This window comes from Arthrobacter sp. TS-15 (genome assembly GCF_006964045.1).
In the GTDB taxonomy this organism is placed as follows: Bacteria; Actinomycetota; Actinomycetes; order Actinomycetales; family Micrococcaceae; genus Arthrobacter.
In genome coordinates, this window is the sequence record NZ_SDXQ01000029.1 from 68,053 (window position 1) to 87,337 (window position 19,285).

Annotated in this window: 13 protein-coding genes; 10 read left to right on the forward strand and 3 right to left on the reverse strand. The window is 62.2% G+C overall.

Features of this window, described 5'->3' with window-relative positions; all coding sequences use genetic code 11:
- Nucleotides 1-131 precede the first annotated feature (131 nt).
- The 8 genes from glmS to EU811_RS10620 all read left to right on the forward strand — a co-directional run bounded on the left by glmS (nt 132) and on the right by EU811_RS10620 (nt 12,857).
- Entirely contained in the window at nt 132-2,015 is a 1,884-nt protein-coding gene (gene glmS / locus EU811_RS10585; RefSeq protein ID WP_142938395.1) for a glutamine--fructose-6-phosphate transaminase (isomerizing), read from the forward strand.
- A gap of 4 nt (nt 2,016-2,019) precedes the next feature.
- Complete coding sequence (locus EU811_RS10590; protein WP_011775548.1) at nt 2,020-2,367, forward strand: holo-ACP synthase; 348 nt, start codon at nt 2,020-2,022, stop codon at nt 2,365-2,367.
- A gap of 16 nt (nt 2,368-2,383) precedes the next feature.
- Nucleotides 2,384-3,961, forward strand: a complete 1,578-nt coding sequence (locus EU811_RS10595) for an NAD(P)H-hydrate dehydratase (RefSeq protein ID WP_187697124.1) — start codon at nt 2,384-2,386, stop codon at nt 3,959-3,961.
- 69 nt (nt 3,962-4,030) lie between these two features.
- The gene (glgX, locus tag EU811_RS10600; protein WP_142938396.1) at nt 4,031-6,313 is read left to right on the forward strand and encodes a glycogen debranching protein GlgX; all 2,283 of its coding nucleotides are present in this window, start codon (nt 4,031-4,033) and stop codon (nt 6,311-6,313) included.
- Nucleotides 6,310-8,622 carry a malto-oligosyltrehalose synthase gene (gene treY / locus EU811_RS10605; RefSeq protein ID WP_142938397.1) on the forward strand — a complete coding sequence of 771 codons (2,313 nt, stop codon included), beginning with the start codon at nt 6,310-6,312 and terminating at the stop codon, nt 8,620-8,622. The genes glgX and treY overlap by 4 nt, the downstream gene beginning before the upstream one ends.
- A 90-nt stretch (nt 8,623-8,712) precedes the next feature.
- Nucleotides 8,713-10,485 carry a malto-oligosyltrehalose trehalohydrolase gene (gene treZ / locus EU811_RS10610; RefSeq protein ID WP_142938646.1) on the forward strand — a complete coding sequence of 591 codons (1,773 nt, stop codon included), beginning with the start codon at nt 8,713-8,715 and terminating at the stop codon, nt 10,483-10,485.
- A 79-nt stretch (nt 10,486-10,564) separates the two neighbouring features.
- The gene (gene mgrA / locus EU811_RS10615) at nt 10,565-11,602 is read left to right on the forward strand and encodes an L-glyceraldehyde 3-phosphate reductase (protein WP_142938398.1); all 1,038 of its coding nucleotides are present in this window, start codon (nt 10,565-10,567) and stop codon (nt 11,600-11,602) included.
- Between the two features lie 169 nt (nt 11,603-11,771).
- Entirely contained in the window at nt 11,772-12,857 is a 1,086-nt protein-coding gene (locus EU811_RS10620; protein WP_090817844.1) for an inositol-3-phosphate synthase, read from the forward strand.
- Nucleotides 12,858-13,068: 211 nt separating this feature from the next.
- Here EU811_RS10620 and EU811_RS10625 read toward each other — a convergent pair whose 3' ends face one another.
- A complete protein-coding gene (locus EU811_RS10625) occupies nt 13,069-14,757 on the reverse strand; it encodes a formate--tetrahydrofolate ligase (protein ID WP_142938399.1) in 1,689 nt (562 codons plus the stop codon).
- 98 nt (nt 14,758-14,855) lie between these two features.
- A complete protein-coding gene (gene mshA / locus EU811_RS10630) occupies nt 14,856-16,100 on the reverse strand; it encodes a D-inositol-3-phosphate glycosyltransferase (protein ID WP_142938400.1) in 1,245 nt (414 codons plus the stop codon).
- Between the two features lie 111 nt (nt 16,101-16,211).
- On the opposite strand from mshA, the gene EU811_RS10635 reads away from it, so the two are divergent.
- Entirely contained in the window at nt 16,212-16,730 is a 519-nt protein-coding gene (locus EU811_RS10635; RefSeq protein WP_142938401.1) for a GNAT family N-acetyltransferase, read from the forward strand.
- Here the strand turns inward: EU811_RS10635 and EU811_RS10640 are convergent.
- Nucleotides 16,727-18,097 carry a 6-phospho-beta-glucosidase gene (locus tag EU811_RS10640; RefSeq protein WP_142938402.1) on the reverse strand — a complete coding sequence of 457 codons (1,371 nt, stop codon included), beginning with the start codon at nt 18,095-18,097 and terminating at the stop codon, nt 16,727-16,729. The two genes, EU811_RS10635 and EU811_RS10640, sit on opposite strands and share 4 nt — an antisense overlap.
- Before the next feature lie 64 nt (nt 18,098-18,161).
- Here EU811_RS10640 and EU811_RS10645 point away from each other — a divergent pair, with 64 nt between their 5' ends.
- Entirely contained in the window at nt 18,162-19,256 is a 1,095-nt protein-coding gene (locus EU811_RS10645; protein ID WP_374206979.1) for a carbohydrate kinase family protein, read from the forward strand.
- Nucleotides 19,257-19,285: the final 29 nt, after the last annotated feature.

Genomic DNA, 19,285 nt, shown 5'->3' on the forward strand with positions numbered 1-19,285 from the left:
CCTCCGCGGAGCGGATCAGGAAATGCGCGACGAAGGGCAGGTGAATTGCGAGGGCTGGAACCCCGTCAATGAACAGAAGGAGGGAGGATGTCCCACATCAGTTGTTTGCACTAGCCGCTAGGCTTGTACCCATGTGTGGAATCGTAGGCTATGTTGGCAATTCGTCTCGCAAGGCAGCTGGATACAGCGCTCTTGACGTTGTGGTGGAAGGGCTGCGCCGTCTGGAATACCGCGGCTATGACTCCGCAGGCGTCGCAGTAGTGGCTGACGGGAGCATTTCTTCCCGCAAGAAGTCCGGCAAGCTGAGCAACTTGATCGCAGAACTGGAAGCAAGCCCGGTTCCTGAGTCCCTGACCGGCATCGGCCATACCCGTTGGGCAACGCACGGCGGACCCACGGACCGTAACGCGCACCCGCACCTCTCCGACGGTGGCAAGCTGGCGGTCATTCACAACGGGATCATTGAGAACTTCGCCGAGCTCAAGCAGGAACTGCTGGGCAAGGGCGTCACCTTCGAGTCCGAAACGGACACCGAAGTTGCTGCCGCACTTATCGGCGACATTTTCCGCACCCAGCTCAACGGCGACGGCGGCAACCTCACCGAGGCAATGCGCCTGGCCTGCCAGCGACTCGAGGGCGCTTTCACTCTTCTCGCCGTCCACGCTGACCAGCCCGACGTCGTCGTGGCCGCCCGCCGTAACTCCCCGCTTGTAGTGGGCCTGGGCGACGGCGAGAACTTCCTCGGCTCCGACGTCTCCGGCTTCATCGACTACACCCGCCGTGCCGTCGAACTGGGTCAGGACCAGATCGTCACCATTACCGCGGACTCCGTGGAGATCACCGACTTCTTCGGCGCTCCTGCCGAGGGCAAGGAATACCACGTTGACTGGGACCCGGCTTCCGCCGAAAAGGGTGGTTTCAGCTCCTTCATGGAGAAGGAAATCAACGACCAGCCGGACGCCGTAGCGCAGACCCTCCTGGGCCGCTCGGACCTCAACGGCAAGCTCACCCTGGACGAAGTCCGCATCGACCCTGAGCTCCTCAAGCAGGTGGACAAGATCATCGTTTTGGCCTGCGGTACCGCGGCCTACGCTGGTCTGGTAGCCAAGTACGCCATTGAAAACTGGTGCCGCATTCCCACCGAGGTGGAGCTCGCGCATGAGTTCCGCTACCGCGATCCCATTGTTGACTCCAACACCCTGGTGGTTTCCATCAGCCAGTCGGGCGAAACCATGGACACGCTGATGGCTGTCCGTTACGCCCGCGAACAGGGCGCCAAGACGATCTCCATCTGCAACACCAACGGTTCCACCATCCCGCGTGAATCCGATGCTGTGCTTTACACGCACGCAGGCCCCGAAATCGCTGTTGCTTCCACCAAGGCGTTCCTGGCGCAGATCACTGCTGCCTACCTGCTTGGCCTGTACCTGGCCCAGTTGCGGGGCAACATCTTCTCCGGCCAAATCAAGGATGTCCTGGCGGACCTGAACAAGATCCCCGCCAAGATCCAGAAAATCCTGGACAACGCAGGGCCGCTGCGTGAGCTTGCCCGCAGCATGAAGGACGAGAAATCCGTCTTGTTCCTGGGCCGCCACGTTGGCTATCCGGTAGCCCTTGAAGGCGCGCTGAAGCTCAAGGAAATCGCATACATCCACGCTGAAGGCTTTGCCGCCGGCGAGCTCAAGCACGGTCCGATCGCCTTGATTGACGACGGCCAGCCGGTCTTCGTGGTGGTTCCGTCCCCGCGTGGCCGCGACTCGCTGCACTCGAAGGTTGTCAGCAACATCCAGGAAGTCCGTGCACGTGGTGCCCGGACCCTGGTCATCGCTGAAGAGGGCGACGAATCGGTCAAGGATTACGCAGAGCACGTCTTCTACGTACCCGAAACCCCCACCCTGCTGATGCCGCTGCTCACCACGGTTCCGCTGCAGATCTTTGCTGCTGAACTGGCCGGTGCCAAGGGTTACGACGTCGATCAGCCGCGTAACCTCGCCAAGAGCGTCACCGTAGAGTAGTGCCATGATTGTTGGCATCGGCGTGGACGTCGTAGACATCGAGCGGTTTGGTCGGCAGTTGGAACGGACACCGGGGCTCCGAGACCGTCTGTTTGTTCCTGCCGAGCGGGAACTCAACACCCGGTCCCTGGCGGCGCGCTTCGCGGCCAAGGAAGCTGTTGCCAAAGTGCTGGGCGCTCCGGCAGGCATGAACTGGCAGGATTGCTGGATCGGCCTCGATGAGAATGGACCCACCGTCCAGGTCAAGGGAACGGTGCTTGCCGTTGCCGAGGCCAAGGGCGTCAAGCGCTGGCACTTGTCCATGAGCCACGACGGCGGCATAGCTACGGCTACTGTCCTCGCCGAAGGCTAAAGGGACTTCACAAGCAATGATCAGCGCCTTCACCGGACAACAGATCAGGGATGCGGAAAAACCGCTCATGGACTCCGGTGAGGGCGCTGTTCTTATGCGACGGGCCGCCTACGGGTTGGCCCACGTTGTGGCTCGCGAGGTCAAAAGCAAGCGGAAGCTTGCAGGGGCGAGTGTTGCAGTGCTGGTTGGGAAGGGTAATAACGGTGGCGACGGCATGTTCGCTGCAGCTTTCCTTGCCCGCCGCGGTGTCCGAGCGACGGCGGTACTCGCCGCCGCTGAAGTACACCCGGAGGCGCTGGCTGCTTTAGTCGCCGCCGGCGGAACTGTTGTGACGTTGGAAGCCGCTAACGCGGAAGAGCTGGCCGTCCTGTGCGCGGGCCATGACGTCATTATTGATGCCCTGCTCGGGACCGGTGCGCGCGGTGGGCTGCGGGACGCCTCTGCCGAACTGGTGGCTTCGCTTCAAGAGTTGCGTCCACGGTTGGTAGTGGCCTGCGACCTTCCCAGTGGACTGGACGCCAACACCGGCGAAGTGCATTGGCCGGTGCTTGGTGCGGACGTGACCGTGACGTTTGGCGGCATCAAGGCCGGGCTGATGACTGACCCGGGTGAAGGGTGTGCCGGGCGCGTGGAGCTGATCCCCATCGGCATTGAGAATTCTTTGGAATGCTACCGCCCTGAGCTTCGACGCCTCACTGCCTCGGACCTTGGATCCTTGCTGCCCCATCCTGGCCGGCGCGCCCACAAATATTCGCGGGGCGTGTTGGGCGTAGTCGCCGGTTCCGCGCGCTTTGCCGGAGCTGCTGTCCTGAGTGTCCACGCTGCCGCCCTCTCGGGGGCGGGAATGGTGCGCTACAACGGGCCCCGGGACGCGGCGCAGCTGGTGCTCGCGCGAACCCCGGAAGCCCTTTGGGAGGCCGACAACCCCGGCCGCGTCCAAGCGTGGCTGCTGGGATCCGGGGTGGACGGCGAGGAGCAGCTGCAACGGGCAAGGGACGCCGGTGCGTCGGCCCTCTCCAACGATTTGCCCGTGGTTGTAGATGCCGGAGCTTTGAGCCTCCTGCCGGAACGCTGCCCGGCCCACTGGATCCTGACACCTCACGCCGGAGAGCTGGCTGCGTTGTTGAACTCGCTTCCTTCGACTGGCGAAATAGAGGTAACCCGCGACGACGTCGAATCCCGTACCCTGCACTATGTGCGGCAGGCCGCCCAACAAACCGGCGCCACAGTGCTCCTGAAGGGTGCCACCACACTGGTGGCGTCGCCGTCGGGCGTTGTTTTCAGTCAATCCGAAGGCACCGCGTGGATGGCAACCGCGGGCAGCGGCGATGTCTTGGCGGGCGTGCTGGGAGCCTTGCTGGCACAGTCTGCGGAGATGGTACGGCACGACGACGGCGCATATGCCGCGTTGGGCTTGGATCCCGCCGACCGCTGGGCTGCTCTGGCAGCCGTTGCTGCCAGCGTCCACGGGCGAGCCGGAGCCCTTGCATCCGCTCATCTTGACGAAGGTCCCATTACAGCCTCGGCCGTCATGAATGCGGTTCCGCGCGTCATTGGTTCGCTCAACGCGGAATACGACCGAACAATACCCTAAGGTTGCTGTCGGTGTCTGGGGGCTTGAGTAGGCTTGCAACAGTTGTTCGCATCATCAAGAGGAGAACGCATGGAAGTCTGGCCTGGATCGGCTTATCCGCTAGGTGCCACGTTTGACGGCACCGGCACCAACTTCGCGCTGTTTAGCGAGAAGGCCGAAAAAGTGGAATTGTGTCTCTTCGACGACGACGGCGGGGAAGTCCGCGTAGAAGTTACCGAAGTAGATGGTTACGTTTGGCACTGTTATCTGCCGCAGGTCCAACCGGGGCAAAAGTACGGCTACAGGGTGCACGGTCCCTACGACCCTGACGCCGGCCAACGCTTCAACCCCAATAAGCTGCTGCTGGATCCTTACGCGAAGGCCATCCACCGGCAGATTGACTGGGACCCGTCCCTGTTCTCATACAACATGGGTGACCCAGATTCGCGAAATGATGAGGACTCTGCGCCGCACATGATGCTGGGCGTTGTCATCAACCCCTTCTTTGACTGGGACGGCGACAAACTCCTGCGCATTCCGTATCACAAGTCCGTGATCTATGAGGCACACGTCAAGGGCCTTACCCAGATGCACCCCGAGGTGCCCGAAGAGCAGCGCGGCACCTACGCCGGCGTCGCGCATCCGGCGGTTATTTCCCACCTGCAGAAGCTGGGCATCACGGCGATCGAACTCATGCCGGTGCACCAGTTCGTCAACGATGGCATCCTGCAGGACAAGGGCCTGAACAACTACTGGGGCTATAACACCATCGGGTTCTTCGCACCCCACAACAGCTACAGCTCCAAGGGAGACACCGGACAGCAGGTCCAGGACTTCAAAGCCATGGTGCGGGCGCTGCATACGGCTGGCATCGAGGTCATCCTCGACGTCGTGTACAACCACACAGCCGAGGGAAACCACCTCGGACCCACACTATCCTTCAAGGGCATCGACAACTCCGCGTACTACCGCCTGGTGGAAGACGACCAGAAGTACTACATGGATTACACCGGCACGGGCAACTCGCTTAACGTCCGCAGCCCCCACTCCCTCCAACTGCTCATGGACTCCCTGCGCTACTGGGTGACCGAGATGCACGTGGACGGATTCCGGTTCGACCTCGCCTCAACGCTGGCACGTGAGTTCTACGACGTGGACAAACTCTCCACCTTCTTCGAACTCATCCAGCAGGACCCGGTAGTCTCTCAGGTGAAGCTCATCGCTGAGCCGTGGGACGTTGGGCCCGGTGGGTACCAAGTGGGCAACTTCCCGCCTCAGTGGACAGAATGGAACGGCCAATACCGCGACACGGTCCGTGACTTCTGGCGCGGCGAACCTTCCACCCTTGGCGAGTTCGCTTCACGTCTGACCGGATCGGCGGACCTCTACGAGCACTCTGGCCGTCGACCCGTGGCGTCCATTAACTTCGTCACCGCGCACGATGGCTTCACGCTGGCCGACCTTGTGTCCTACAACGAGAAACACAATGAGGCCAACGGCGAAGACAACAACGACGGCGAGTCCCACAACCGTTCCTGGAACTGCGGCGCAGAAGGACCCACGGACGATCCCACCGTCCTTGGCCTCAGGGCCCGCCAGCAGCGTAACTTCATTGCCTCGCTGTTCCTGTCCCAGGGCGTCCCCATGCTGCTGCACGGCGACGAACTGGGCAGGACGCAAAACGGCAACAACAACGGTTACTGCCAGGATTCCGAACTCACCTGGATCAACTGGGAGAACGTGGACCAGCCGCTGATCGAGTTCACTGCCGCGGTCAGCGCGCTCCGTGCCAAACACCCCAGCCTGCGCCGCAGCCGCTTCTTCGATGGCCGTCCCGTGCTTCGTGGTGAAGGCGAACGGCTCCCGGACATCGTATGGCTCGATGCCGACGCCAGCACCATGTCTCCGTCCGACTGGGACGAAGCTTTGGGGCGCTCCGTTGGTGTGTTCCTCAACGGCGATGGCATCCACGGCCTGGACACCCAGGGCCGACGCATCACGGACGTCAACTTCCTCTTGTACTTCAACGCGGACCAGGACGAGGTAGGCTTCCGGATTCCTTCCGACGAGTACGCGCCGGCCTGGGACGTCATGATCGACACCGCCGGGGAAGGCGCCGAAGCGGGCGTGGTCAAGCCGGACCAGATCCTGATGGTAGGCGGCAAGTCGCTGGTGGTACTCCGTGCCCACAGCACCCCGGAAATTGAACCCGATCACTCGGTGGCAGCTTCCCTCGCAGCTTTGACGCAAACGAGCACTCCGGAGACGGCATCCATTACCGCCCCGGCAGTGACGTCCTTGCCTTTCGATTACAAAGGCTCAGCCCCGGAGGACGACGAAAAGGCAGATGAAACGAAGGAGCCTGGATCATGAGGACGCCTGTCTCCACGTATCGACTCCAGATCCGGCCGAGCTTCACCCTGCAGGATGCGGCGGAGCTCACCGGATACCTGCAATCCCTGGGAATTGATTGGGTCTATGTTTCACCCATCCTGACAGCGGAAAAGGGTTCCGATCACGGCTATGACGTGACCGATCCCTCCACCGTCGACCCCTCCCGCGGAGGCTCCGAAGGACTAGCCGCGTTGTCCCGTGCTGCCAAAGACAAAGGCCTGGGCGTTCTTGCCGACATCGTCCCCAATCACATGGGTGTCGCTTCGCCGAAGCAAAACGCCTGGTGGTGGCAGCTGCTCAAGGAAGGCCAGGGTTCAAAGTACGCCGAGGCTTTCGACGTCGACTGGGACTTTGGCGGGGGGAAGATCCGCATCCCGGTCCTGGGAAGTGATGACGACCTTGATGAACTGAAAATAGTGGACGACGAACTGCGTTACTACGATCACAGTTTCCCCTTGGCAGAGGGGACGTACACGGCCGGGGACAACCCGCGTGAGGTCCACGAACGGCAGCACTACGAGTTGGTTGGCTGGCGCCGCGCCGACGCCGATCTGAACTACCGCCGCTTCTTCGCGGTGAACACCTTGGCCGGCTTACGAGTCGAAGTTCCATGGGTCTTTGACGAGTCCCACGCAGAGATCGTCCGCTGGTTCCGTGAAGGACTGGTGGACGGGCTGAGGATCGACCACCCCGATGGTCTGGCCGACCCCGAGGGCTACCTCGCAAGGTTGCGCGAAGCTACTGGTGGCTCCTACCTTCTGGTGGAGAAGATCCTGGAACCGGGGGAGCAATTGCCGGATACCTTCGAGTGCGAAGGGACCACGGGATACGACGCCTTGGCCGACGTCGACCGCCTTTTCGTGGACCCGGCGGCTGAGGAGTACCTGAACTCCCTCGATGCCCGACTCCGGAATGCAGATGCTCCCGCGGACTACCACTCCATGATCCATGCGACCAAGCGCCGGATCGCCGACGGCATCCTGCGATCGGAAGTCCTGAGGCTGGCCCGCCTTGTGCCTGAATCCTTGGAGCTGCCGTTCGCGAAGGTAGCCGATGCCTTGGCTGAAGTCATCTGCTGTTTCCCCATCTACAGGACGTATCTGCCCTATGGTGGGAAAACGCTGATCGAGTCCGTGGAGAACGCCGCCAAGCAGCGCCCTGACCTGGCCGCTGTCCTTAGCGGGCTTCAGCCGCTCTTGCTGGATGAGTCCAGCCTGCTGGCCCGGCGTTTCCAACAGACGTCCGGCATGGTGATGGCCAAGGGTGTGGAGGACACCGCATTTTTCCGGTACACCCGTCTAGGGTCACTGACGGAAGTGGGTGCGGATCCCACGGAGTTCTCCATTCCCGGCAATGTCTTCCACGAACGCATGGCCCGGAGGCAGCAGCTCTTGCCGCTGTCCATGACAACGCTGAGCACCCACGACACCAAACGGAGCGAGGATGCGAGGGCAAGGATCTCGGTGATCTCCGAGGCCGTACCGGAATGGGAGCTCTTCCTCGGAATCGTCCATGAGCTCGCGCCCATCCCCGATGGGCCCCTCTCGGCCTTGGTCTGGCAATCCATCGCAGGCGCGTGGCCGGCAGATCGCCAACGGTTGCAGTCCTACGCCTTGAAAGCGGCACGGGAAGCCGGCAATTCCACCAACTGGACCGATCCCAACCAGGATTTCGAACGCCAGTTGGCGGCCGCCGTCGACGCCGTCTTCGATGTTCCGGAGGTTGCAGCCGCCCTGACGAACTTCGTCAACGAGCTCGAACCGTATGGAACATCCAACTCGTTGTCCGCCAAGTTGATCCAGCTGACCATGCCCGGCGTTCCGGACGTCTACCAAGGCACTGAATTCAGGGACGGTTCGCTGACCGACCCCGACAACCGGCGTCCCGTGGACTTCAAGGCTCGGATCGCAGCCCTGGAAGAGTTGGACGGCGGCGCCAAGCCCGCATTCACCGATGAAGCCGCCAAACTGCTGGTGACCTCGCGTGCCCTGAGGCTACGGCGCGACAGGCCGGAACTGTTCGCCGGCTACCTCCCGGTGGCTGCCCAAGGCGCCGCTGCGGGACACGTGGTGGCCTTCGACCGGGGAGCCGAACATCGTGGAGCTCTCACCGTTGCCACCCGCCTGCCCAAGCGGCTGGCCAGTGAAGGCGGCTGGCGGGACACGGCCATTGAATTGACGGTGGCCTGCCGGGACGAACTTACGGGGGCCAGCTACGGGGCAGGCGCCGTCCCTCTGGCCACCTTGCTGGAGCATTACCCGGTGGCTTTGTTGGTCCCTACGGACTGATTTTCGGACGGTGCGGTCACCGAATAGCGGTGATCGCACCGTCAACACCGTCATTGCAAAGCACGCTTGAAACACGTACAGGGGAGCATGATGCTGGAGCACGCTGCTGGAAAGAATCTTTACGACGTCTGGGCTCCGAATGCGGATTCGGTTCAGTTGCTCGCCGGAGGCCACGAGTACTCCATGGAGAGGCATCACGACGGCGCCGCAGCCGGTTGGTGGCGGGCGCCTGCTGACGCAGTGGCCCAGGATGGCGACGACGTGCGGTACGGCTACATCGTGGACGGCGAGGGACCGTTTCCCGATCCGCGCTCGCGGAGGCAGCCGGACGGGGTCCATGGTCTGTCAGCGACCTTCGATCCTTCCGCCCATGAGTGGAAGGACAGCGAATGGAAAGGCCGGAGCCTCAAGGGTTCGGTCATCTATGAGCTACACCTCGGCACCTTCACCGCGGAAGGCACGCTGGATGCCGCAGCCGAGAAACTGAAGTATTTGGTGGACCTTGGCGTCGACTTCGTAGAGCTACTCCCGGTCAACGGATTCAATGGTGTTCACAACTGGGGTTATGACGGCGTCCTTTGGTACGCCGTGCACCAGCCGTATGGTGGCCCCGCCGCCTACCAACGCTTTGTGGATGCAGCGCATGCCGCGGGCTTGGGCGTTATTCAGGACGTCGTCTACAACCACCTCGGTCCAAGCGGCAACTACCTGCCCAAGTTCGGCCCCTACCTGAAATCGGGGGAGGGCAACACCTGGGGTGACTCCGTGAACCTTGACGGCCCCGGCTCGGACGATGTTCGTCGATACATCCTGGAGAACGCAGAGATGTGGCTCCGGGATTACCACGTGGACGGACTCCGCCTCGATGCCGTGCACGCGTTGCGTGATGAGCGTGCCGTGCACATCCTTGAGGAATTCGGCGCGCTGGGAGACGAGGTGGAGGCAGCCACCGGAATCCCCAGGACGCTGATTGCGGAATCGGATTTGAACAACCCGCGGCTCATCTACCCGCGGCAAGACAACGGCTACGGCTTGGAAGGCCAGTGGAGCGACGACTTCCATCACGCCGTCCACGTCAACCTCAGCGGGGAAACCACCGGCTACTACGCGGACTTTGACTCGCTCGCAGTCCTGGCGAAGGTCCTGGAGCACGGATTCCTTCACGACGGCAGCTACTCCAGCTTCCGGGGCAGGCACCACGGCCGCCCGATCCGCCGCGATATGGCCCACCCTTCCGCGCTTGTGGTCTGCCTGCAGAACCACGACCAAATCGGGAACAGGGCCACCGGGGACCGCCTCACTGCGTCGTTGTCGTACGGAAAGCTGGCCATCGGTGCTGTGCTGACCATGACATCCCCCTTCACGCCCATGCTGTTCATGGGTGAGGAATTTGCTGCCTCCACTCCATGGCAGTTCTTCACCTCCCACCCGGAACCTGAGCTCGGCAAAGCTACAGCAGAAGGGCGAATCAAGGAATTCGAACGTATGGGATGGGACCCGGCGGTCGTTCCTGACCCGCAGGATCCTCAGACGTTCCAGCGCTCCAAACTCAAGTGGGACGAAGCCGGTGAAGGTGAGCACGCACGCTTGCTGCAGCTGTACAAGGATTTGGCACAGCTGCGCCGCAACACTCCGGAATTGGTGGACGGCGGCTTCGGCGAGACACACGTTGAGTTTGACGACGACGAGCACTGGCTCCAGTTCTCCCGCGGCCCCATCCGGGTAGTCTGCAACTTCGGGGACGAAGCACTGGGCACGCCATTGAATGGCTCCGTGTTGCTGGCTACCGACGACGAAGCAGCCCTGAACGACGGGACGCTGACCCTTCCCGGCGGTAGCGCCGCCGTCGTGCGCGTCCAGTAAGCCACAGAAATTGAGGTGACGGCGCCCACATAGCGGACGGCGCCGTCACCACTGTTTCTGCAGTGGCAGGATGGTACGTATGACTTATTCGGCCGCGGAAAACCGCTACGAAACCATGCCCTACCGCCGCGTCGGACGCAGCGGACTCAAACTCCCCGCCATCTCGTTGGGCCTCTGGCACAACTTCGGCGATGACAAACGATTCGACGAACAACGCGCCATCCTGCGCCGTGCGTTCGATCTCGGTGTCAACCACTTTGACCTCGCCAACAACTACGGACCACCGGATGGCTCGGCGGAGACCAACTTCGGCCGTCACCTCAAGGACGACTTCAAGCCGTACCGTGACGAACTGGTCATCTCCACCAAAGCCGGTTACTACATGTGGCCCGGCCCGTATGGCGAGTGGGGATCCCGCAAATACCTGATCTCCAGCCTGGACCAGTCGCTGGAGCGCATGGGCCTGGATTACGTGGACATCTTCTACAGCCACCGCCCCGATCCTGAAACTCCACTGGAAGAAACCATGGGCGCTTTGGACTATGCAGTCCGGTCCGGCAAGGCACTGTACGCGGGAATCTCTTCCTACACGCCGGAACAGACGATCGAAGCCGCCCGGATCCTCAAGGAACTCGGCACTCCTCTTCTCATCCACCAGCCCAGCTACTCCATGCTGAACCGGTGGACGGAGAACGGCTCACCCAACCTGTACGAGGCCTTGGACCAGGTGGGCGCCGGTTCCATCGCCTTCTCGCCGCTGGCGCAGGGGATGCTCACCAACCGCTACCTCAACGGTGTGCCCGCCGATTCGCGGGCCGCCAAAGAACGGTTCCTGTCCGAATCTGCACTCACTGAAGACAAACTCGACCGCGTGCGGGGCTTGAACGCCATAGCCGAAGGGCGTGGGCAGACCCTTGCCCAGATGGCCATCGCGTGGATCCTGCGTGATCAGCCCAAGGGCTCGCCGGTGACCTCAGCCCTGATTGGTGCTTCCAGCGTTGCCCAGCTTGAGGACACGCTCAGCGCGATCAACAACCTGGGGTTCACCACCGAAGAGCTCACGGCCATTGACGAATTTGCTGTGGAATCGGACATCAACCTTTGGGCTCAGAAGTAGCCTTGAACAACTGACATAAACAGCGGAGGCCGGGAGGGAACAAAACCGGCTTCCGCTGTGTTGGTTACAATGCAAGTGTGCGCCGAATGGCGCCGTGCCACTCAGCCGTGCCCTGGACTCAGTCAGGGATGCGCCTGGCACCTGAGGTTAGTTCTCAAAAAGGAGTTCCGTGTCTTCACATCCGATTCGTGTTGCCATTGTCGGCGTAGGCAACTGCGCCGCATCGCTGGTCCAAGGTGTTCAGTACTATCGCGACGCTGACCCCAAGGCCACGATCCCGGGTCTGATGCACGTCGAGTTCGGCCAGTACCACGTCAACGACGTTCACTTCGTTGCTGCTTTCGATGTCGATAGCAAGAAGGTTGGGCTCGACCTCGCTGACGCCATCGGCGCCAGCGAAAACAACACCATCAAGATCGCCGACGTTCCCGCAACAGGCGTGACTGTCCAGCGCGGTCACACCCTCGATGGTCTGGGCAAGTACTACCGCGAGACGATCGTGGAGGCTCCGGAAGAAGCTGTAGACATCGTTGCCGCGCTCCGCGAAGCCAAAGCAGACGTTATGGTCTGCTATCTGCCCGTCGGTTCGGACCAGGCCGCCAAGTTCTACGCCCAGTGCGCCATCGACGCAGGCGTGGCCTTCGTCAATGCACTGCCCGTCTTCATTGCCGGGACCAAGGAGTGGGCTGACAAGTTCACCGAAGCCGGCGTCCCGATTGTGGGCGACGACATCAAGAGCCAGATCGGTGCCACCATCACCCACCGTGTCATGGCCAAGCTGTTCGAAGACCGCGGCGTCACCCTGGACCGCACGTACCAGCTGAACGTTGGCGGCAACATGGACTTCAAGAACATGCTTGAGCGCGATCGCCTCGAGTCCAAGAAGATCTCCAAGACCCAGGCCGTCACCTCCAACGTTGAGGCTGAGCTGCACGCCGACGACGTCCACATCGGACCGTCCGACTACGTTGCCTGGCTCGATGACCGCAAGTGGGCCTTCGTCCGCCTTGAAGGCCGTAACTTCGGAGACGCCCCTGTTTCGCTCGAATACAAGCTCGAAGTGTGGGACTCCCCGAACTCTGCCGGTGTGATCATTGACGCCATCCGCGCTGCGAAGATCGGCCTGGACCGCGGAATCGGCGGCCCGCTGCTCTCCGCATCCAGCTACTTCATGAAGTCGCCGCCGGAGCAGTTCAACGACGACATCGCCCGCGACAAGGTTGAAGCCTTCATCCGCGGCGACATCGAACGCTAAACACCCCGGCTTACCAAGCGCCAAACCGCGCGACGCCAAACGCCCTCGTCTTCCGATACGGGGGCGTTTGCCGTACCCAACGCTCTATCAGATCCCTGCCCTCTGGGCGCAACGCTCTATCAGATCCTTGGCCTCTGAGCGCAACGCTCTATCCCTTTCCTCAAGGAAGTGAGAGAGGGTTGGGGTGTAGGGCCTGGGAAGTGAGAGAGGGTTAGAAGAGGCCGGTAGGGTTGCCGTCGACATCCACATCCATGCGCATGGCGGCCGGTTCCTTGGGAAGGCCGGGCATGGTCATCACCGCACCGGTCAGCGCAACGATGAATCCAGCACCGGTCTTGGGAATCAGATCGCGAACGTGCACGCGGAATCCTTTGGGCGCACCCAGCCGGGAAGCATCGTCGGTGAAGGAGTATTGTGTCTTGGCCATACACACGGGGAGCTCTGACCAGCCGTTCTTCTCGATCTCGGCGAGACGTTTTATTGCCGGCACGGAGAATTCCACACCGTCGGCCCCGTAGATCTCCTGCGCGATCGTCCGGATCTTGTCCTCAACACTGAGTTCCAGCGGGTAGAGGTGGTGGAAGTCGGTTGGCACATCCAGTGCGGCTGCCACCTTGGCGGCGAGCTCATCACCACCGTCGCCTCCGCCACCGCGCCCCCAAACATCGGCAACCGCCGCCTGAACGCCTTCCGCGGCGCACCAGGCAAGGAGCCACTGAAGTTCCTCCGGACTGTCCGTTCCGAATTTGTTGATGGACACAACGGGGGAAATACCGAACTTGGCCACGTTTCCCACGTGCCTTTTCAAATTCTCGACGCCGGCCGCCACGGCTTCGATGTTTGGCTCGCTGAGGTTCTCCTTGGCAACTCCGCCCTGCATTTTGAGGGCGCGGATGGTGGCTACTACTACGACGGCGGATGGCGCCACGTCGGCGATGCGCGCCTTGATGTCCATGTACTTCTCCGCACCAAGGTCCGCGCCGAAGCCTGCTTCGGTGACCACGACGTCGGCAAGCTGCATGGCGGTGCGGGTGGCGATCAACGAATTGCACCCGTGGGCAATGTTCGCGAAGGGACCGCCATGGACCAACGCGGGAGTCCCTGCGATGGTTTGGACGAGGTTGGGCTTGACGGCGTCTTTCAAGAGCATGGTGAGGGCACCTTCGACGCCGAGGTCCGAAACCGTGACTGGCGTGCGGTCGTAGGTGTACCCGAAGGTGATGCGTCCCAGCCGGTCCCGAAGATCGTCGAGATCTGAGGCGAGGCAGAAGACTGCCATGATTTCCGAGGCCACGGTGATATCGAAGCCGTCTTGCCTGGGCACTCCCTGCATGGGGCCGCCGAGTCCGATGATGACTTCCCGCAGAGCGCGGTCGTTCATGTCCAGCACGCGTTTGAACGTCATGCGGCGCGGGTCGATGCCGAGGTGGTTGCCTTGGAAAATGTGGTTATCCACTAAGGCCATGAGGGCGTTGTTTGCCGATGTGATGGCGTGGAAGTCGCCCGTGAAATGCAGGTTGATGTCATCCATGGGCAACACCTGGGAGTACCCACCGCCCGTGGCTCCACCTTTCATGCCCAGAATCGGACCGAGAGAGGGCTCACGCAGGGCGATCATCACGTTGTGGCCTGCGCGGGCCAGGGAATCCGCGAGTCCCACTGTGGTGGTCGACTTGCCTTCGCCGGCAGGAGTGGGGGACATGGCGGAGACGAGCACTACCTTGCCGGGGGCCTTTCCCTGAGGCAGGCCCAGTTTGGCCGTGTTGATCTTGGCCTTGTAGGGCCCGTACAGCTCAAGTGCATCCACGGGAATGCCGGCGCGTTCGGCCACCTCTTCAATGGAAAGCATGGTGGCGTGGTGGGCAATCTCAAGATCACTCATGACCTTGTTTTCAGACATCTTTGTCCTTCGGTTCTGCCCGCAGCGGGGATGCTGCTGCCGGGGGTTTACGCTGTGCGCGACAATCTATCAGCCCCGGTGCAGATACCGGCGGAGACTCAGCGCCGCGGGACCAAGAGTCCGCCCACAGCCTCACGGTAGCTTTCCAACGTGATGGCGGCGGTGCGTTGCCATCCGAAGGACTCGGCGTAGGTGGCAGCGAGCCGGCCCATGTCCTCGCGGGTCTGGACGTCGTCGTAAAGATCTTCGAGGGCGTCTGCCCAATCGGAAGGATCGTGTCCGTTTACCAGGATGCCCGTTCGCCCGTCGGAGATGGCGCGGGAGAGACCACCAACATTGGTGGCCACCACAGGTGTACCGCACGCCTGTGCTTCCAACGCCACCAAACCGAAGGACTCGCTGAAGGAGGGCATCACCACCACATCTGCTGACCGGAACCAGCTGGCCAGCTCCGGTGCCACTACAGGCGGCCGGTGAGTAACGACGTCGGAGAGTCCAGCGTCTTCAATGATGTGCTGGAGGTTGAAGTCCTTCGCCCCGCTCAGAGAGCCCAGTATGGTCATTTCCAAATCAATGTCCGGCCGGCGTTTTCGGAGTATGCCGGCCGCCTTGACGAATACCTGGGGACCTTTGAGCCGCTGGATCCTGCCGGCAAAGAGGATGTGGAAGCTGTCCGGCCTGACGCCCCGCAATGAACGCGATTTTCGCCGGAACGAGGGCGTGAACACCTTGAGGTCCACTCCCGGCGGGGCTACATCTATCCGGTCAGGATCGGCCCCGTAGTGTGAAACCAATTCCTCCGCTTCGGCAGGAGTATTGGCAACCAGCCTTGAAGCGCCGTCCACAATGCGTTGCTCGCCGTCTTCCCGGCGCCGCGGCTCAGGCCGTTCACCGGATTCCAGGACAAGATTTTTGACCTTTGCCATGGTGTGCATGGTGTGGATGAGGGGGACGCCCCAGAGTTCTGAGAGCTCGAGCCCTGCCACGCCTGAAACCCAGTAGTGGGAGTGGATGGCGTCGTAGCGGCCGTGGAGCTGTTGGTGGCGGATTTTGTCGATTTCCTCGACCATGTGGTGCAGAAGTGCCGGCAGTTCTTCCTTGGGCAGTTTGCGGCGTGGTCCTGCCATGACGTTGTGTACGCAGACGCCGGGGCCAGGGTGCTCGACGGCGGGCTGGCCGGCCTTGGTGGATCGCGTGAAGATTTCCACCTCCACCCCGGACTCCGCAAGTGCCATGGCCAAGGCGCGCACGTAAACGTTCATTCCGCCGGCATCTCCCGCGCCGGGCTGCTCCATGGGGGAGGTATGGAGGGACAGAAAGGCCACACGACGGATCAACGGCATCCGGGACCTCCTCACGATCACAGCAAATTCAACTTTGCGCTGCAGAAAACATTACTCCTGCCGTTGAGTCCTCAGCCGGGCAAGCTCCGCTATGTGGACAAGACTGCTAGCGTGGCCGCTGTGAGCCAAGAACAATCCTTTGACATCCGTAAAGCAACACCTGAGGACTGGCCCGGAATGTGGTCGATCCTGCAGCCGGTGATCCGCGAGGGCGAGACCTTCACATGGGATCGCGACACCACAGAAGAGGTGGCCAGGAGCAAATGGGTGAAGGAAGCTCCCGGCCAGACCTTCGTTGCTGTGCGCCAGGGCAGCGGCGAGATCCTGGGAACAGGGGAGTTCCACGCCAATCAAGCCGGTGGTGGAAGCCATGTTGCCAACGCCGGATACATGGTGGGGGCCAACAACTCGGGTCAAGGTATTGCCAGGGCCCTGTGCGCCTACTCACTGAGCGAAGCGAAAGCGGCAGGCTTCCGTTCCATGCAGTACAACGCCGTGGTGGAGAGCAACGTGCGTGCCGTGTGGTTGTGGCAGTCCATGGGTTTCAAGATTCTGGCTACGGTGCCTGAAGCCTTCAACCACCCTGAAATCGGCTACGTGGGCTTGCACGTGATGTACCGAAAACTTTAGGCCCACAGCTGGGTTAATTCAGGAAAAGCGGCCTCGTATCCGTCAAGCAGTTGCCGGCCCAGGGCGAGCGAACCTACCAGGGGATGTGCCGCAAAGGCTTCCACAGCTGCCTCGCGCTCGCCGGACACCACGGCGCGGATTGTCAGCCGCTCCACCTCCTTGATGTGCTGCATCAGGGTGAGGAACTGCCCGTCCGGCCGGTCCTGGGCCAGCGGCAACGCGCCGTCGGGCGTTACCTCGCAGGGAACCTCGACGACGGCGTCCCCAGGCAGTCCGGGCACCGCCGCCTCGGCAGCGGGCCCAGTGGGAGACACCGGCGAGTTGGGCACATTGAGGATCAACTGCGCCCTACCTCCGCCGGACAGCGCACGCATTGCCGAAAGCGCTACACGTTCGTATCCGCCTCCTGCGAGATCGGACTCGTCCCGCTGTTCCCCGTGGGTCCTCGCTTCTGCCAGGTAACCTTCCTCCCGGGAGCGCCGGGCGTCATCCCACAGCCGGTATGGCTGTGAAGCATGGAGAAGCGACGGGTACAGCAACTGTTGCTGGCCGTGGATGGAGGCCCCGCGGGTTTGCTGTTGCTGTCCAATGGCCTGGGTGGCCTGCGACGTTTGGTAGTAGTAATAAAGGTATTCGTTGGGCAGGCAGCCAAGGAGAAGGAGGGTGTGCTGCCCGAACAAGCGGCCCTCCTCCATGGTTTCAAGTGCACCGTGATCAGACAGCAGATCCGGTAAGAGGTCCCGTCCAGCGGGTGCCAGCCGGTAAAGCCAGCCGAGGTGGTTCAGCCCGTAGTAGCCCACGCCGTCGAGGTGCCCTTCAGCAAGGGGGGCCCCGGCGGCGCGGGCAGCACGCTGGACCAATCCTCCGGCGGAATCGCAGATGCCGATCACCCGGTTACCCAAAACCGGCACCAAAGCCTCGGTAACCATGCCGGCCGGATTGGTGAAGTTGATGAGCCACGCATCGGGGCAATACTCCCGCATGGCCTCAGCGAGTTCCAGCATCCGGGGGATGGAGCGCAGCGCATAGGAGATGCCGCCGGCGCCGGTGGTCTCCTGGCCCAGCAACCCCAACCTCAGGGGAATCTGTTCGTCCGCGATCCTCCCCGCGGTACCACCGGGTCTGATCGCCGCGAACACCATGTCCGTGCCGGTGAGTGCCTGCCCAAGATCCGTGGAAACAACGACGACGGGCCCGGAACCGCCCGTGGGCATGTCGCGAAGCACCGCCTCAATGGCAGCGAGCCGTAATTCATCCACGTCAAAGAGAACAAGCTCGTCCACCAAACCTGCGAAAGGTCCCTCACACAAAGCCCGGTACACGAGGGGAACCCGGAATCCGCCGCCACCGGCGATCATGAGCCGCATGGTCCGAGTCTATGCAGGCATGCAAGTCTATGCAGCCCAGCACGTGCAGCGTAGTCTGCCGTGCATGGACGCTATGCCCCAGCGACGATACGACCCCTTGGCTACCGTCCGGTCGGACGGGGACCACCAATGCGATCTCCTCCTGACAGGAACGGTTTTCCAGGACATCATTTTCACCGGCCTTCCGCACGCACCCGAACCCGGCACGGAGGTGTGGAGCGAAGGAATGGGCAGCTGCCCCGGGGGCGTAGCCAACCAGGCCATTGCTGCCGCACGGCTTGGCTTGCGCACCAACCTCGCGGCAACCTTCGGAGACGACGGATACGGCGATTACAACTGGCAGATCCTGGAAAGCCAGGAACACGTTGACCTCTCGCTCTCGCAGCGGGTTTCGGGCTGGCACTCACCCGTGACGGTATCCATGTGCGTGAATCAGGACCGGTCCATGGTGACACACGGCCACCCCGCCCCGATCAGTTCCTCGGAATTGATCGGGAAACCACCCAAGGCACTCGCCGCCGTCGCAGATTTAGGCGAGGAACTGGAGCCGTGGATGCTGGCCGCGAAGGATGCCGGCACCAAGCTCTTTGGCGTGGTGGGCTGGGATCCTACGGGGAAGTGGTCCGAGCGTCGCCTTGACCAGCTGGCTAACTTCTACGCCTTCTTGCCTAATGCCCCTGAAGCGATGGCGTTCACCGGCAAAACCGACCCGTGGGCGGCCTTGTATTCGCTGGCTGACCGCGTCCCAGTGGCAGTGGTAACCCTCGGCCCCCAAGGCGCCGTGGCAGTGGACTCGGAGACGGGGGAAGAAGAATGGGTGCCGTCCCTGCCCGTATCAGCCTCAGATCCCACCGGCGCCGGGGACTGTTTCGGGGCGGCCTTCATTGTGGGGTGCCTGGCAGGGTGGAGGCTGGGGGACCGGCTCCGGTTCGCTAACCTTTGCGCTTCCCTGGCGGTCCAGGAAGTGGGGGGCTCACTGGCTGCACCAGGATGGGGAGACATCGCGGATTGGTGGCAACGGGCGAACGCGCGGAAGGAGCGTCAGTCCAGTCAATGGCTGCGGCGCTTCGCCTTCCTGGAACCGATCGTGAAGGACATCCCGGCCGAAGCCCAACGACGAGCCCGGGCCACCATCGCGCATCTGTCTGACGCGCAGTAGCCATGGCCGGGCTCCGAAGTTAACCCGAG